Annotated in this window: 17 protein-coding genes; 9 read left to right on the top strand and 8 right to left on the bottom strand. The window is 71.9% G+C overall.

Annotation, left to right across the window (positions count from 1 at the left end; all coding sequences use genetic code 11):
• Positions 1-114 precede the first annotated feature (114 nt).
• The gene (gene corA, locus B073_RS0100625; RefSeq protein ID WP_018536155.1) at positions 115-1200 is read left to right on the top strand and encodes a magnesium/cobalt transporter CorA; all 1086 of its coding nucleotides are present in this window, start codon (positions 115-117) and stop codon (positions 1198-1200) included.
• Between the two features lie 56 nt (positions 1201-1256).
• Here the strand turns inward: corA and B073_RS0100620 are convergent, their stop codons facing one another.
• Entirely contained in the window at positions 1257-2534 is a 1278-nt protein-coding gene (locus B073_RS0100620; protein ID WP_018536154.1) for a CynX/NimT family MFS transporter, read from the bottom strand.
• Positions 2531-3307, bottom strand: coding sequence for a FadR/GntR family transcriptional regulator (locus B073_RS0100615; protein ID WP_018536153.1), 777 nt, complete (start codon positions 3305-3307; stop codon positions 2531-2533). Before B073_RS0100615 ends, B073_RS0100620 begins: the two co-directional genes overlap by 4 nt.
• Before the next feature lie 199 nt (positions 3308-3506).
• On the opposite strand from B073_RS0100615, the gene B073_RS0100610 reads away from it, so the two are divergent.
• From B073_RS0100610 to crcB, 3 genes are read left to right on the top strand one after another with little or no spacing between them, the layout of a single operon-like run.
• Entirely contained in the window at positions 3507-3941 is a 435-nt protein-coding gene (locus B073_RS0100610; protein ID WP_018536152.1) for a fluoride efflux transporter FluC, read from the top strand.
• A complete protein-coding gene (locus B073_RS0100605; protein WP_051093875.1) occupies positions 3938-4339 on the top strand; it encodes a DUF190 domain-containing protein in 402 nt (133 codons plus the stop codon). The genes B073_RS0100610 and B073_RS0100605 overlap by 4 nt, the downstream gene beginning before the upstream one ends.
• Entirely contained in the window at positions 4336-4710 is a 375-nt protein-coding gene (gene crcB / locus B073_RS0100600) for a fluoride efflux transporter CrcB (RefSeq protein WP_018536150.1), read from the top strand. Before B073_RS0100605 ends, crcB begins: the two co-directional genes overlap by 4 nt.
• Before the next feature lie 218 nt (positions 4711-4928).
• Here the strand turns inward: crcB and snpA are convergent, their stop codons facing one another.
• The gene (gene snpA, locus B073_RS0100595) at positions 4929-5591 is read right to left on the bottom strand and encodes a snapalysin (RefSeq protein ID WP_018536149.1); all 663 of its coding nucleotides are present in this window, start codon (positions 5589-5591) and stop codon (positions 4929-4931) included.
• 243 nt (positions 5592-5834) lie between these two features.
• Here snpA and B073_RS0100590 point away from each other — a divergent pair, with 243 nt between their 5' ends.
• Positions 5835-6794 carry a LysR family transcriptional regulator gene (locus B073_RS0100590; protein WP_026246918.1) on the top strand — a complete coding sequence of 320 codons (960 nt, stop codon included), beginning with the start codon at positions 5835-5837 and terminating at the stop codon, positions 6792-6794.
• A 154-nt stretch (positions 6795-6948) separates the two neighbouring features.
• On the opposite strand, the gene sodN is transcribed toward B073_RS0100590, so the two are convergent.
• Positions 6949-7344, bottom strand: coding sequence for a superoxide dismutase, Ni (gene sodN, locus B073_RS0100585; protein WP_018536147.1), 396 nt, complete (start codon positions 7342-7344; stop codon positions 6949-6951).
• A gap of 165 nt (positions 7345-7509) precedes the next feature.
• Here sodN and sodX point away from each other — a divergent pair, with 165 nt between their 5' ends.
• Positions 7510-7956, top strand: a complete 447-nt coding sequence (gene sodX / locus B073_RS0100580; RefSeq protein WP_018536146.1) for a nickel-type superoxide dismutase maturation protease — start codon at positions 7510-7512, stop codon at positions 7954-7956.
• On the opposite strand, the gene B073_RS0100575 is transcribed toward sodX, so the two are convergent.
• From B073_RS0100575 to B073_RS0100560, 4 genes are all read right to left on the bottom strand, one after another.
• Positions 7878-8489 carry a CGNR zinc finger domain-containing protein gene (locus B073_RS0100575; RefSeq protein WP_018536145.1) on the bottom strand — a complete coding sequence of 204 codons (612 nt, stop codon included), beginning with the start codon at positions 8487-8489 and terminating at the stop codon, positions 7878-7880. The two genes, sodX and B073_RS0100575, sit on opposite strands and share 79 nt — an antisense overlap.
• 644 nt (positions 8490-9133) lie before the next feature.
• Entirely contained in the window at positions 9134-9886 is a 753-nt protein-coding gene (locus B073_RS0100570) for an amino acid ABC transporter ATP-binding protein (RefSeq protein ID WP_026246917.1), read from the bottom strand.
• 167 nt (positions 9887-10053) lie between these two features.
• Positions 10054-10992, bottom strand: a complete 939-nt coding sequence (locus B073_RS0100565) for an amino acid ABC transporter permease (protein ID WP_018536143.1) — start codon at positions 10990-10992, stop codon at positions 10054-10056.
• 82 nt (positions 10993-11074) lie between these two features.
• Complete coding sequence (locus tag B073_RS0100560; RefSeq protein ID WP_018536142.1) at positions 11075-12049, bottom strand: ABC transporter substrate-binding protein; 975 nt, start codon at positions 12047-12049, stop codon at positions 11075-11077.
• A gap of 565 nt (positions 12050-12614) precedes the next feature.
• Here B073_RS0100560 and B073_RS0100555 point away from each other — a divergent pair.
• The 3 genes from B073_RS0100555 (at position 12615) to B073_RS0100545 (ending at position 15646) form a co-directional block, all read left to right on the top strand.
• Positions 12615-13844, top strand: coding sequence for an NAD(P)-dependent malic enzyme (locus tag B073_RS0100555; protein ID WP_018536141.1), 1230 nt, complete (start codon positions 12615-12617; stop codon positions 13842-13844).
• Positions 13845-14053: 209 nt separating this feature from the next.
• Positions 14054-15016: a zinc-binding dehydrogenase gene (locus tag B073_RS0100550; protein ID WP_018536140.1), complete on the top strand. Its 963-nt coding sequence runs from the start codon at positions 14054-14056 to the stop codon at positions 15014-15016.
• 54 nt (positions 15017-15070) lie between these two features.
• Positions 15071-15646 (top strand): HutD family protein, encoded by a 576-nt coding sequence (locus B073_RS0100545; RefSeq protein WP_018536139.1) that lies wholly within the window; start codon positions 15071-15073, stop codon positions 15644-15646.
• Positions 15647-15675 lie beyond the last annotated feature (29 nt).

The following is a 15675-nucleotide window of genomic DNA, read 5'->3' as shown; positions in this document are numbered from 1 at the left end:
GCGCGCGGGCAAATGAACGGCACGGCCCGTACCACGACGGGGTGCGGAGTGCGCAAAATGACGCCCCGGCCGTACCCCTCGCGCGCCCCCACGGGCGATACTGGCCGGGTGTCGATGATCAGCAACCTCCGCAAGGCCGTCCGGCTGCCGCAGCCGCGCGCGGGCGGGGTGGACCTCAGCCACCCCGCCCGCTCGCCGCTCGGCACCGCCGTGGTGAACTGCGCGGTCTATGTCTCCGGAGTGCGCCAGGACGGCCACCAGCCCGCCGAGGAGGCGATCCGGCAGGTCCGGCGGACCGGCGACGGCTTCGTGTGGATCGGCCTGCACGAGCCCTCCGAGGTCGAGTTCGCCGGCGTCGTCGAGCTGTTCGGGCTGCACCCGCTCGCCGTCGAGGACGCCGTCCACGCCCACCAGCGCCCCAAGCTGGAGCACTACGACGACTCGCTGTTCACCGTCTTCAAGACCGTCCGCTACGTCGAGCACGACCAGCTCACCGAGACCAGCGAGGTCGTCGACACCGGCGAGATCATGGTCTTCACCGGCGCCGACTTCGTGATCACGGTGCGGCACGGCGGCCACGGCTCCCTGGGCCCGCTGCGCGAGCAGCTGGAGCGCGACCCGGACCAGCTCGCGCTCGGCCCGTCCGCGGTGCTGCACGCCATCGCCGACCTCGTCGTGGACGACTACCTCGACGTCGCCGCCCATGTCCAGGACGACATCGACGACGTCGAGAGCGAGGTCTTCTCGGTCCGCGGCAGCCGCGGCGCCGACCGGATCTACCAACTCAAGCGCGAACTCCTGGAGTTCAAGCGGGCGGTGGTCCCGCTGGACCGTCCCCTCCAGGAGCTGGCGACCCGCTCCCTGCAGTTCGTCGACCCCCGGACCAAGACCTACTTCCGGGACGTCGCCGACCACCTCGACCAGGTCCGCGAGCGGATCACCGGCTTCGACGAACTGCTCAACTCCATACTCCAGGCCCACCTCGCCCAGGTCGCCAACGCCCAGAACGAGGCGATGCGCCGGATGTCCGCCTGGGCCGCGATCCTGGCCGTCCCCACCATGGTCACCGGCGTCTACGGCATGAACTTCGAGTACATGCCGGAGAAGAGCTGGCCGTTCGGCTATCCGCTGGTGATGGCCGTGATGGTGGGGGTCTGCTGGCTGATGCACCGCGGCTTCAAGCGGAACGGCTGGCTGTAGGGCGTGTCCGGTGCCCCGGGTGGGGCGCGGCCCCGGGAGGGAGCCGCCCCGGGGGCTCAGTGTCCCGTGACGTGCCGGGGCCGGGCGGCGCCCAGTCCCACCGCCACCTGCGGCACCAGCAGCACCAGCAGTACCACCAGCGGACCGGCCCAACTGCCCGAGGCGTCATGGACGGCGCCCAGCACCGCCGGGCCCGTGGCGGCCAGGATGTAGCCGAAGCACTGGGCCATGCTGGAGAGTTGGGCGGCGTGCCGGGTGTCCGGGGCGCGCTGGACGATGAACAGCAGCGCCAGGCTGATCGCCGCCCCCTGGCCCAGCCCCAGCAGCGTCATCCACAGGTACGCGCCGCCGACCGGCGCCGCCCACATCCCGGCGAAGCCCGCCGCGCACAGCACCGCGCCCAGTGCGGCCAGCGTGCCGGCCCGCAGCCGCCGGCCGACGATCACCGGCGCCAGGAACGAGCCCGCGATCCCCAGCAGCGAGGAGAACGACAGCATCCAGCCGGCGTCGCCCGCGCTCGTCCCGGCGTCCTCCAGCATCGTCGGCAGCCAGGCGGCGGCCGCGTAGTAGCTCAGCGACTGCAGCCCCATGAAGCCCGTGACCTGCCAGGCCAGCGGCGAGCGCCACAGGCCGCGGACGGGGTGGGCGGCCTGCCGGGCGGCGGCCTCCGACACTCGCGTACGGGCCCGGACCTGCGGCAGCCAGACGAGCAGCGCCAGCGCCGCCAGCGCACCCCAACAGGCCAGCGTGGCCTGCCAGGAGAGCCCGGCGGCCTGCTGCACCGGGACGGTGATGCCGGCCGCCAGTGCCGCGCCGCCGAACAGCGACATCGAGTAGAGCCCGGTCATCAGGCCGGTCCTCGCCGGGAAGTCCCGCTTGATCAGGCCCGGCAGCAGGACGTTGGCGACCGCGATCCCGGCGCCGATCACGACCGTCCCGGCGAACAGCGCCACCACCGAGTCCAGCAGCCGCAGCCCGGTGCCCAGGCAGATCAGCGCCATGGTGCAGAGCAGCGAACGCTCCATGCCCAGGCGTCGGCCCAGCCGCGGGGCGACCGGTGCCAGCAGTCCGAAGCAGAGCAGCGGCAGCGCGGTCAGCAGGCTGGTGGCGGCCGCCGACATCCCGCTGGCCGCGCGGATGGTGCCGGCCAGCGGGGAGACCGCGACCAGCGCGGGGCGCAGGTTCAGGGCGAGCAGGACGACGCCGATGCCGAGGTAGAGGGCGCGGCGGCCGGTGGTGCCGGCCGGGTCCTGCCCGGTCCCGTCCGCCGCCGCGGCCCGTTCGGCCGGCCGCGGCGGCGCCTCCGGTATGCCCGATGCCGGTCCGTTCGTCATGGCTGGGTGTCCTCCCGTGTCCCGTCGTTTCCGTGCGTGCCGGCGTCCGGCGTGGTCTCGTCGGCACCGCCGCGGTCGTCGGCCGGGTCGCGCAGTACGGCGGCGGCCTCGGCGAGGTGCGCCAGGGACGCCCGCTCGGCGGCTTCCGGATCCCGGGCCTCGATGGCGTCGACGATCGCGGTGTGCGCGTCGAACTGGCTGCGGACCGCGTCGGGCAGCAGCGGCGTGCCGACCACGGCCGCCACGGCGTCCCGCAGCGCGTCGCCGAACTGCTCGTACAGCTCGGCCAGCAGGCTGTTGTGCGCGGCGGCCGCGACCGCCCGGTGGAAGCGCAGGTCCGCCTCGACGAACCGGTCGACGTCGCCGGTGTCCCAGGCCCGGTTGCGCACCGCCAGCGCCTCCCGCAGCGCGGCCAGGTCCTCGTCCGTGCGGCGCTCGGCCGCGTAACGGGCGGCGTCCCGCTCCAGGCACGAACGGACCTCGTACGCCTCGAGGTTGGCGGCCCGGCGCAGCCGGCGCTGGACCGCGGCGCCGAAGCCGCTGCGGGCGCGGACATACGTCCCGTCGCCCTGCCGCGGCTCCAGCATCCCGGTGTGCACCAGGGCGCGGACCGCCTCGCGGACGGTGTTCCGGCCGACGTCCAGCTGGGTCACGAGCACCGGCTCGGCCGGGATCTTCGCGCCGACCGGCCACTCGCCGTCGGCGATCAGCCGCTCCATCTGCTCGATGACCAGCTCGACGAGGCTGGTGCGGGCGGTACTGCGCAGCGGCATCGGCGCCGTCCTCTCGTCCGCGTTCCGCGGGTCTGCGTCCGCCGGTGCCCGCCGGCGGGGCACCTTGCATCCTCCGATGATTCCACCGGTGATGGGAACATCCCATGTTTAGCGGTGTCAAATGGCGGGGCTTAGCCTGAGGGCGGTGACGCCCCTCGACGGACCGGGCCGGACACGCAGACAGGGAGAGCCGCGGACGATGGACGAGCGAGCCCGCCGGCCGCTGCCCTGGCAGGGCGAGTGGCCGGTGATCGGCGCGGTGGCCGTGGGCGGTGCCCTCGGCGCCACCGCCCGTTACGGCGCCGGCCTGCTCTGGCCGACCGCCGACACCGCCTTCCCCTGGACCACACTCGTGATCAACGTCGTGGGCTGTGCGCTGATGGGCGTCCTGATGGTGCTGATCGCCGAGGTGTGGACCGCGCACCGGCTGCTCCGGCCGTTCCTGGGCACCGGCATTCTCGGCGGCTTCACCACCTTCTCCACCCACGCCGTGGACATCGAGCGCCTGGTGTCCGCCGGACGGCTGCCGCTCGCCCTGGCCTACCTCGCCGGCACCCTGCTCGCCGCACTGGCGGCGGTGGCGCTGGCCGGGGCCGCCACCCGGGCGCTCCTCGGACTGCGGCGGCCGGCATGACGGACCGCGCCGCGCACCCACCGACGCCTCCCGCCGGGAGCCCGGCCCTGCGGATGACCGTCCTCGTCGGCGAGCAGGACGTCTGGCACCACCGGCCGCTCTACACGGAGATCGTGCACCGCGCCCACGCCGCGGGGCTGGCCGGGGCGAGCGTCTTCCGCGGGGTCGAGGGCTTCGGGGCCAGCTCGCTGATCCACACCCAGCGGCTGCTGTCGCTCAGCGAGGAACTGCCGGTGGCGGTGGTCGTGGTGGACACCGAGGAGCGGGTGCGGGCGTTCCTGCCGCAGCTGTCCGAACTCCTCGCGGGCGGGGGCCTGGTGACCCTCGACCCGTGCGAGACGATCGCGTTCCGGGGCCGGGCGGACCGCACCGCCGGCGGGGAGGACACACAGGCGTGAACTGGCTGCTGGTGGTGGCCGGTGCCATGGTCGGGGCACCGCTGCGCTTCCTCACCGACCGCTTCGTCCAGGCCCGGCACGACACCGTCCTGCCCTGGGGGACGTTCGCCGTCAACGTCGTCGGCAGCCTGATCCTCGGCCTGCTGACCGGCGCGGCCGCCGCCGGTGCCGCCGGCCCGCACACCCGACTCCTGCTCGGCACCGGCCTGTGCGGGGCCCTGACGACGTACTCGACGTTCTCCTACGAGACCCTCAGGCTGACCGTCGACGGGGCGCGCCGGTACGCCGTGCTCAACGTCGTGCTGAGCCTGGTGGCCGGACTGGCCGCCGCCTTCGCCGGCGTCGCCCTCGGCCGGGCCCTGTGGTCCTGACGCCGGCGGCCGGCCCGACTCCCGTACACACGCGAGCGGTGGGGCTCGGGGAGGAGCCCCACCGCAAGGGCGGACGTACGGATCGTCAGGGCTGGTGGGGGGTACGGAGCCGGCCGCCAGGTACCGGCACCGTCAGCCCCGGACCGCCGCCTGCCCGGCCACCGTCAGCCCGGCCGGGGGACGGCGGGCCGACCGCCGTGCCGCGTTCAGGGGCCGGGTCAGCCGCCGAAGCGGGCGCCGGCCAGGCCGTTCGTCCAGAGCTGGTCCACCTTGGCCCGCTCGTTGGCGTCCGGCTGGGTGTTCTGGCAGGACGGGCCGGGCCCGCCGCCGGACATCAGCTCGCTGCAGGGGCCCTCGTAGTGGTCCGGCAGGCCCAGCACATGGCCGGTCTCGTGCGCCACGATGCGGGTGCGGTTGTACTGCTGGGCCTGGGTGTAGTCGATGAAGACGAAGCCCTTGCCGTGGCCGTCGGTGCTGGCGTACGAACCGCGCGGGTCGTTGCCCTCCTTGTACTGGAAGTCGCCGCCGCTGCCCTGCTGCAGCTTGACGTTCTTGACGGCGCCGTTCCATATCGAGGCGCTCTGGGATATCTCGTTCGCGAAGGTCGGGGCGGCGCTCGCGTCGTAGGTGACGGTCACCGACTTCAGGTGCGGGTTGGCCTTCAGCTTGGCCCTGGCCGACTTCATGACGGCGTCGAAGAACGCCTTGGTGTCCGCCTTCTCCTTCGCCGAACCGGTGTAGGCGGCGATGGAGGCGGGGGTGCTGTGGTGGGAGGGGGAGGGCGCGGCGGGGGTGGTCGCCGACACCGGTGCGGCCGCGGCGAGCGCGGCGGCGAGGCCCAGACCGAGCGCAGCCGACAGCGCCGTCTTGGGAGATCTCATGTGGGGGGCTCCTTAATTTCCGAGGGGCCGTACGGCCGCCGTGTGGGGCGGCGGCCGGGGCCCTGCGGATTTCTTGGTGCCGTTGAGTGTGGACGGAGTTCACCCGTGGGACGGAGATGCCAGGTGGCGATAGCCCGAACCAATACCCCCGGTGGCGGTGGGCCAACGTGCTGGTGAAGAGCCGGAGTTCACAGCGGCCGAAGAGGCTGGTGTGAGCCGCGCCCGCGCGTTTATGCTCCCGGCGTGGAGCTAGAGGTAAGGCATCTTCGCGCCCTGTGCGCCATCGCCGACACCGGCAGCGTGCGCAAGGCGGCCCGCCAGCTGGGGATGACGCAGCCCTCCCTGACGACCCAGCTCCACCGCATCGAGAAGGCCCTGGGCGGCCAGCTCTTCTTCCGCGAGCCGACCGGCAGCCGCCCCACCCCTCTCGGGCACTCCGTGCTCTGCCGCGCCCGCCCGATAGTGGCCGAGATGCGGGCGCTTGTCGAGGACATCGCCTCGGTCTCGGTCAGGGAGGAGGGCACCCGGCTGCGGATCGGCAGCACCAACAGCCCGGCCGTCGCGGGCTGGTTGCGCCGGCTGCGTGCCCGGCTGCCCGAGACCGACACCACGATACGTACCGATGTGTCCGCCAACGCCCTGCTCCACATGGTGGCGATGGGGCAGCTGGACGCGGCCTTCGTGCACGAGGTCGAGGGTGCCCCGCTGCGCGTCCCCGACGGCGTGGCGGAGTACGAACTCCTCGCCCGGGAGCCGCAGTTCATCGCCCTGGCGGAGAGCCACCCGGCGGCCGGGCGCGGCGTCGTCCGGGTCGCCGACCTGGCCACCGACCAGTGGATGGTCGACCCGACGGTGGACGGCGAGTGGGCCGGGCTGCGCCGCATCTGGGCCGCCGCCGGCATCAACCCCCGGGTGGTGCACGGCGACTACCTCACCGCCGTGGACCTCGTCATGGCCGGCGAGGTGGTCACCCCCTGCCAGCCCACCGCCCGTTCCCGCCCCGGCATGGCGATCCGCCCGCTGCACGGCGACCCGCTGGCGGTCCGGCTCTTCATGGCCTGCCGCGCGGACGGCCCGCCGGCCGCCACCGCCCGCGACCTGTTCGCCGACCTCACCGCCGCGTACACGGAGATCGCCTGGGCCAGCGAGGCGTACCGCGACTGGCTGGTTCGGCACGGCGGCATGCTGACCTCCGGCGGCTGAGGCGTCAGGGCCCTATAGCCCGGGGCTATCGACGGCCCGCACAACGACCGCACCCGGCCCGCAAGGGCCGCCGGGTTGCGGCGGTTCGCGGACCGGGTGCGGTCAGGGGACCAGGCGATCGGGAGGACCGCAGGTCGACGGCGCGGGGCCGGGCTCAGCCCTTCTTGGTCTCCCAGAAGATCTTGTCGATCTGGGCGATCAGGTCCAGGGCCTTCTGGCCGGTGGCCGGGTCGTTCGAACCCTTGGCGGCGCTCAGGGCCTTGAGGGTGTCGTTGACCAGCTGGTGCAGCTCCGGGTACTTCTCGAAGTGCGGGGGCTTGAAGTAGTCGCTCCACAGCACCGAGACGTGGTGCTTGGCCAGCTCGGCCCGCTGCTCCTTGATCAGGACGGCGCGGGTGCGGAAGTCCGGGTCCTCGTTGGCCTGGTACTTCTCCTGGACGGCCTTGACCGACTCGGCCTCGATGCGGGCCTGGGCCGGGTCGTACACGCCGCAGGGCAGGTCGCAGTGGGCGCTGACCTTCACCTTGGGGGCGAACAGGCGGGAAAGCATGTTCAGTCCTTCCTCGTGATCGTCTTCTCACGTGCGAGATTACTCGGTACGGGAAGGCTTTTCTCGGGTGCCCCGGGGGTCTTAGGGCAAAAGTCCGGTGCCGGGACGGGACTGATGGAGGATGGTCCGGTGAACGTCGCAAGGGGGCTGGACCGGGAGGTAGGGATGCCGGAGCGGGTGCGCGAGCCGGAGCGGGCGGGCGGTGGCGGCGCGGAGCCGGTGCGGGGCGGGCCGCTGCGGGCCTTCGGGCTCGCGGAGGTCTACAACCCGTCGATGGTGCCCACGCTCCGACCGGGCGACCAGCTGGTGGTCCGGTACGGGGCGGTGGTGCGCCCCGGTGACGTGGTCGTGCTGCGGCACCCGTTCCGCCAGGACCTGCTGATCGTCAAGCGCGCGGTGGAGCGGCGGGACGGCGGCTGGTGGGTGCGCGGGGACAACCCGTACGTGGAGAACGACAGCCGGGAGTTCGGGGCGGTCCCCGACGAGCTGGTGATCGCCCGGGCCTGGCTGCGGGTGCGGCCGCCGCGCGGCCTTCAGCGCTCGCCGCGGGCGGTGCTCGCCTGGGCGTTCTCGGCGGTGCGGCCGCTCTCCAGGCGTTTGCGGGCGCGGTAGGCGGCGACGTTGGCGCGGGTGGCGCAGCGGTCGGAGCAGTAGCGCCGGGAGCGGTTGGTCGAGGTGTCCAGGTAGGCGTTGCGGCAGGGCTTGGCCTCGCAGATGCCCAGCCGGTCCACGCCCAGTTCGGTGAGGTGGAAGGCCAGACCCATGCAGGCGGTCGCGGTGAAGCCGGCGGTGGCGTTGGCGGCGTGATCGGCGATGTGCATGTGCCACTTCGGACGGCTGTCGTCGTCGCGGAACTCGTGCCCGGAGATCTGCGGGCTGACCGGGAACTCCATCATCAGCGCGTTCAGCAGGTCCACGGCGAGCACCTCGTCCCCGCGGTCGGCTGCCTCGAAGACGGCACGCAGCCGGGAACGGACCGTGCGCAGCCGCGTCACATCGCTCTCGGTGGCCCGCCGGGCGGCCTGCTTGGCCGGCCCGAACAGCTCCCGAACCGCCTCGACCGAGGTCAGGGTGTCCCCACCACGCTCGGGCTGCTCGGTATTGACCAGCCGCACGGCGTAGTCCGAGTAATAGGCCAGTTCCACGTGTGTTCCTTACGGCGCCAGGCGTAATGGGTCTCGTTGCTACGAGGGTATTACGCCGATGCCGTGCTTGGCTTGCCCCCCACGTTGTCGGCTTCCCCGCCGGTCCGCTGCGCTTGGCTGGCTTCCCACGTTGCCGGGTTCCCCGCCGTGGTGCCTGGCGGCGAGCCGGTCCGCTGCGCGGGGCTGTTGGGTGCGGTGACGGGCCTGCGGGGGTGGTGTGCCGGACTGCTTCGCTTTACGTCCGGCACACCACCCCCTCCGGCCCGTCCCCTCCCGTTGGGGGTTATGAAGACGGTGGGTGGGGGCTGACCTCAGTGGTCCCCTGCCGGTCGTCTACCAAGGGGATCCGCCTGTCAGTAGGGCCGCCCATCAGTCCGGAGCCCGCAGGGACCCACCGGGACGCGCGCCCCAACTGGCTTGGAATCCACCCTCCAACGGGAGGGGACGGGTCGGAGGGGCAGGGGGTGTGTCCGGACGTAAAGCGAAGCAGTCCGGACACACCCCCTGCCCCGGAGGCCCGGCACCGCGGCCGAAAGCCCCGCGCAGCGGACCGGCAACGCGCCGCAGGCGCAAACGGCCGGCGCCGCCAGGCGCAAGAAGGCGAACCCCTACGGCGGGAAAGCCGACAACGTGGGAAGCAAACCTCAAAGCACCTTCGAGAGGAACGACTGGGTCCGCTCGTGGCGAGGGTTGGTGAGGACGTCGCGTGGATGGCCGGATTCGACCACCACGCCGTCGTCCATGAAGACCAGTGAGTCGCCGACCTCGCGGGCGAAGCCCATCTCGTGGGTGACCACGACCATCGTCATGCCGTCGGCGGCCAGGTCCTTCATGACGTCCAGGACGTCACCGACCAGCTCCGGGTCGAGGGCCGAGGTCGGCTCGTCGAAGAGCATCAGCTTCGGCTCCATGGCCAGCGCCCGGGCGATCGCCACCCGCTGCTGCTGGCCGCCGGAGAGCTGCGAGGGGTAGTTGCCGGCCTTGTCGCCGAGCCCGACCCGTTCCAGCAGCGCCGCCGCCCGCTCCCACGCGGCCGCCTTGGACTCGCCCTTGACCTGGACCGGCGCCTCCATGATGTTCTCCAGCGCGGTCATGTGCGGGAAGAGGTTGAAGCGCTGGAAGACCATGCCGATGTCCCGGCGGCGGGCGGCCACTTCGCGGTCGCGCAGCTCGTAGAGCTTGCCGTTCTGCTCGCGGTAGCCGACCAGTTCGCCGTCGACCGACAGCCGGCCGGCGTTGATCTTCTCCAGGTGGTTGATGCACCGCAGGAACGTCGACTTGCCGGAACCGGACGGGCCGATCAGGCAGAAGACCTCCCCGGGCGCGACCTCCAGGTCGATCCCCTTGAGGATGTGCGCGGTGCCGAAGGACTTGTGGACGCCCTCGGCCTTGACCATCGGGACGGCGGCCTTGCCGGAGCCGGTCTCCGCGGCCGGGGCCTCGGCCTTGACCGTGCTCTTCTTCGTGGCCTTCTCCGTGCTCTCGGCCGTGCTCTCGGACGCGGCCTTCTCCGCCGTCTTCTGCGCGGCCTTCTTCGTGGCCTTGCCGGAGTTCTCGTTCGTGCTCATGCCGCACCTCCGGCGCGGTTCGGGCCGGCCAGCTTCGCCTTGAGGCGCTGGAACGGGGTGGGCGGAAGCTGACGGCTGGAGCCGCGGGCGTAGTAGCGCTCCAGGTAGTACTGGCCGATGCTGAGCACCGTCGTGGCGATCAGGTACCAGGCCGCGGCCAGGATCAGCATCTCGACGACGACACCGGAGTCCCGGCCCACGTTCTGCGCGGCCTGCAGCAGGTCGTAGTACTGGACGGCGATGACCAGGGACGAGGTCTTGAGCATGTTGATGACCTCGTTGCCGGTCGGCGGCACGATCACCCGCATCGCCTGCGGCACGATGATCCGGCGCAGCGTCCTGCCGTGGCTCATGCCCAGCGCGTGCGCCGCCTCGGTCTGGCCCTCGTCGACGGCGTTCAGGCCCGCCCGGCAGATCTCGGCCATATATGCGGCCTCGTTGAGACCGAGGCCGAGCAGCGCGCACAGGAACGGGGTCATGAAGTCCGACCACTCGTCCTTGTAGATCGGCATGATGTCGATGTACTGGAAGACCAGGCCGAGGTTGAACCACAGGAAGAGCTGGACGTAGACCGGGGTGCCGCGGAAGAACCAGATGTAGAACCACGACACCGACTTGGTCACCGGGTTCTTGGACTGCCGCATGACCGCCAGGATCACGCCCAGCACGATGCCGATCACCATCGACAGCACGGTGATCCACAGGGTGTTGCGCAGGCCCTTGAGGATGTCCGCGTTGAACATGTACTCCGGTATCGCGCCCCAGTTGACCTTCCCGGAGGCGAAGGCCCGGACGAGCAGCGCCAGCAGCCCGATGACGACGAGCGCGGCGACCCAGCGCCCGTAGTGGCGGACGGGTATGGCTTTGATGGGCTCGGGCTGGGTCGGCGGAGCGGCCGCCGGCGGCTCGGCCGGCTTGTCGACGTCAACTGACACGGAGAAAAGCCTTTCAGCGGGTGGCGGGAGAGGCGTGGGGGGCCGCGCGGAGCGCGCCGGCGGGGCGGAACCGGGCGCCGGCTCAGGTACCGCCGTTGATCTGCACTTCCTTGACCGCGGCGTCCTTGACGTTCCACTTGGCCAGGACGCCGTCGTACGCGTGGTTCTTGATCACCAGCTCCACGGCCGCCTTGATCGCGTCGCGCAACTGCGTCTGCCCCTTGGGGACGGCGATGCCGTAGGGCGCCGCCTTGAGCGGGGCACCGCCGACCGTCTGGAAGTCGTTGCCGCCGCCGGAGACCTTCACCGCGTAGGCCGCGACCGGGTAGTCGCTGGAGACCGCGTCCACCCCGCCGGTCCGCAGCCGGGTCTGGGCCTCGGAGTCGTTGTCGAACGCCTCGATGGAGATCGGCTGCTGGCCGCCGTCCTCACATGCCTTGGACTTGTCCTTGGCCAGGTCGTGGGAGACGGTGCCGCGCTGCACGGCGAGTTTCTTGCCGCACATGGTCTCCCAGCCGTCGATGCCCTTGGTCTTGCCCTTCTGGGTGTAGAGCGAGACACCGACGTTGAGGTAATCCACGAAATCGACGCCCTCACCGATCTTCTTGCCGGTGCTGGAGTCGATGCCCTGCTGCCGGTCCTTGGTGTCCGTCATCGCCGACATCGCGATGTCGTAGCGCTTGGACTTCAGACCGCCCATGAGGGTGTCGAAAGTGGCGTTGTTGAAATTGAGCTTGATGCCCAATTCCTTGCCGATCGCCGCCGCGAGATCCGGATCGATGCCCTCCACCGCGCCGTTCGAGCGGAACTCCACCGGCTTGTAGGTGATGTCCGAGCCGACCTGCAGCATCGCCTTGTCCTGGACGTCCTTGGGGAGCCTGTTGAAGAGCGGGGCGTGCGGATTCCGGTTCTTGGCCGCCTCCCGCCGGGCGATCGCCGCGTCCGTCTGGTCACCGCAGGCGCTGAGCAGCAGCAGCGATGCGGTGACCGTGGCTATCGCGGCGGCGGTCCGGACGGACCTGCCGGCCGCCGCGCGACGGGTGATGTCTGCGGTCATGCGGATCCTCCTGCGGGTGGGTGACCGACGTGCCAGTGTGGGCAGCCGATGTGCTGGTGAGAAGGGGATGTGCACACACCTTTGGGCACCTTTGGACCTCGCGCCCTCGGTCGGTGACGGGAATCTTGCCATCCGGACTCCGGTATTCGGACTGCCGTTCAGGTCAAAATCGGATAACGGACGGAGCGGGGCGCTTCCCGGCCTTGCGGGGCGAGGAAACCGCGGCCCGGTGGCACGGCGGAACGCTCCGTGAGCGCGGTGGTGTCTCGGAATTCGGACAGTCCTGGGGGATCTTCGGCGTTTTTCGCCAATCCGTCGCTATTGTCGGGGAGCTGTGTACCGGCAGGTAACGAATCTGACTCGTCGCCGCGCGCGCCCGTCCGGTAGAAAGGTTCGTTACACCCCTCATCCGGGGCTCGGGGCGCGTGTGCGGCGCGCCCGGCGTCCGTACCTCCCCCCGCGCGGCGGCCATCCGCCGCACAGGGCACGGGCGCGGTGCCCGCCCACTCCTCAACCAGGGAGTGGCCAACCCTCAACAGATTTACGACAAAGGGGTCAGAGAACAGTGGCAGCGGAGATCGTCAATCCTCGCGGCGACAGCGAGACGGGCGCGGAAGACGGCGCGGACGGCACGTCCGGCGAACTCTTCGACCCGGCCTTCGCGCTGCATCGCGGCGGCAAGATGGCCGTCCAGGCAACGGTGCCGGTCCGGGACAAGGACGACCTGTCCCTCGCGTACACGCCGGGCGTCGCCAAGGTGTGCAGCGCCATCGCCGAGCGGCCCGAGCTCGTGCACGACTACACATGGAAGTCCCAGGTCGTGGCGGTGGTCACGGACGGCACCGCGGTGCTGGGCCTGGGCGACATCGGACCGGAGGCATCCCTTCCAGTGATGGAGGGCAAGGCCATCCTCTTCAAGCAGTTCGGCGGTGTGGACGCGGTCCCGATCGCGCTCGCGACCACCGACACCGACGAGATCGTGGACACCGTCGTCCGCCTCGCGCCCTCCTTCGGCGGCGTGAACCTGGAGGACATCTCGGCGCCCCGGTGCTTCGAGATCGAGCGCAAGCTCAAGGAGCGCCTGGACATCCCGGTCTTCCACGACGACCAGCACGGCACCGCCGTGGTCACTCTCGCCGCGCTGCGCAACGCCGCCAAGCTCACCGACCGGGCGCTGGGCGAGCTGCGGGCGGTCATCTCGGGCGCCGGCGCGGCCGGGGTCGCCATCGCCAAGATCCTCGTCGAGGCGGGCATCGGGGACGTGGCGGTCTGCGACCGCAAGGGCGTCGTCTCCGCCGACCGCGGCGACCTCACGGACGTCAAGCGCGAGCTGGCCGGCTTCACCAACAAGGCGGGCCTGACCGGCTCCTTGGAGGAAGCGCTGGACGGCGCCGACGTCTTCATCGGCGTCTCCGGCGGCACGGTGCCGGAGGAGGCGGTGGCGAAGATGGCGAAGGAGTCGATGATCTTCGCGATGGCCAACCCCAACCCGGAGATCCACCCGGACGTCGCCCACAAGTACGCCGCGGTGGTCGCCACCGGGCGCAGCGACTTCCCGAACCAGATCAACAACGTGCTGGCCTTCCCGGGCATCTTCGCCGGCGCCATGCAGGTGCGCGCCTCGCAGATCACCGAGGGCATGAAGCTCGCCGCCGCGGAGGCGCTGGCCGCCGTCGTCGCCGACGAGCTCAGCGCGGACAAGGTCATCCCCTCGCCGTTCGACGAGCGGGTCGCCCCGGCCGTCACCGCGGCCGTCGCGGCCGCCGCCCGTGCGGAGGGCGTCGCCCGGCGCTGACCTCACCTCGCCGGAGACCGCCGACGGGCCGGACCGGCACCCCTCGCGGGTGCGGGCCCGGCCCGTCGGGCATCCGGCCCGGCCCGCCGGGCATCTGTGGCGACGGCCGGAAATGCGGGGGGATTCCGGACGCCCGCGGCCCGGCGAGGCGGCGCGTGTCACACCCGTGCCCGCTGTCGCGGCGCGCCCCCGCGGCCTACTTTGGGATCATGTTTGCTGCCTACGCCGCCCGTATCGACCGCGACCAGCCGCTGAACGGCCTCGAACTGGGGGAGCGCCCGGCCCCCGCCGCCCGCCCCGGCTGGACCACCGTCGACGTCAAGGCCGCCTCCCTCAACCACCACGACCTGTGGACGCTGCGTGGTGTCGGGATCACCGAGGAGTCGCTCCCGATGATCCTCGGCTGCGACGCCGCCGGCATCGACGAGCACGGCAACGAGGTCGTCCTGCACTCCGTCATCGGCCAGACCGGCCACGGCGTCGGCCCCGACGAGAAGCCCTCCATCCTCACCGAGCGCTACCAGGGCACCTTCGCCGAGCGGGTCACCGTGCCCACCTGGAACGTCCTCCCCAAGCCCGCCGGCCTGTCCTTCGCGGAGGCCGCGTGCCTGCCCACCGCCTGGCTGACCGCGTACCGGATGCTGTTCACCAACGCCGGGGTCCGGCCCGGGGACAGCGTGCTGGTCCAGGGCGCCGGCGGCGGGGTGGCGACCGCCGCCATCGTCCTGGGCGCCGCCGCGGGCCTGCGGGTCTTCGCCACCAGCCGGGACGAGAGCAAGCGCAAGCGCGCCGTGGAGCTGGGCGCCGAGGCGGCGTTCGCGTCCGGCGAGCGGCTGCCCCGGCGGGTGGACGCGGTGATCGAGACGGTCGGCGCCGCCACCTGGTCGCACTCCATCAAGTCGCTGCGGCCCGGCGGGACTCTGGTCATCTCGGGCGCCACCAGCGGCTTCACGCCCAAGAGCGGGGAGCTGAACCGGATCTTCTTCCTGGAGCTGAAGATCGTCGGCTCGACGATGGGCAGCAAGGAGGAGCTGGCCGGACTGCTGAGCTTCTGCGCCGCCAAGGGCATCCGGCCGGTGATCGACTCCACCCTGCCGTTGGACCGGGCACGCGAGGGCTTCGCGAAGATGGCCGAGGGGGAGCTGTTCGGGAAGGTCGTGCTGACGGTGTGACGGCACGGGTGCAGGGGTGCAGGGGTGTGTCGTGTGCGGGGAGAGGGCGAGGTCGTGCGGATTCTGCGGGCCGACGGGCGGGTGGCCGTGCCGTGGCGCAACGGCGGCGGGCTCACCCGCGAGGTCGCGGCCCATCCGCCGGGCGCTGACTGGGATGCCTTCGCCTGGCGGGTGAGCCTGGCGGAGGTGACCCGGGACGGGCCGTACTCCCCGCTTCCCGGCGTCCGGCGCATCCTCACCGTCGTGGCCGGCGCCGGGCTGGAGCTGACGGTGGGCGGCGTGGTGCACCGGCTCCCCGGCCGCCACCGCCCGTTCGCCTTCTCCGGCGCCGCCGCCACCGACTCCCGGCTGCTCGACGGCCCGGTCGTCAATCTGAACGTGATGGTCCGCGAGGGCCGGACGGCGGCGGGCGTGGAGATGGTGCGCGGCAGCCGGGAGCTGGCGGGGCCGGGGACCGCGGTGGTGGTCGCGGTGGACGGCGACGCGCTCCTGCTCGGCGGCGCGGCGGCGGGGGAGCCGGCCGTCCGGCTGGGACGGTACGACGCGGCCGTACTGGAGCCGACGGACGCCGGGGCGGCGCCGGTGGTGCTGCGGACGGACGGGGTGGCCGCGCTGATCGAACTGCACTGATCGAGCTGCGCCGATCGTGCTGTCCGACG

The organism is Streptomyces sp. MspMP-M5, assembly GCF_000373585.1.
In the GTDB taxonomy this organism is placed as follows: domain Bacteria; phylum Actinomycetota; class Actinomycetes; order Streptomycetales; family Streptomycetaceae; genus Streptomyces.
This window is presented reverse-complemented; position numbering and strand designations above follow the sequence as displayed.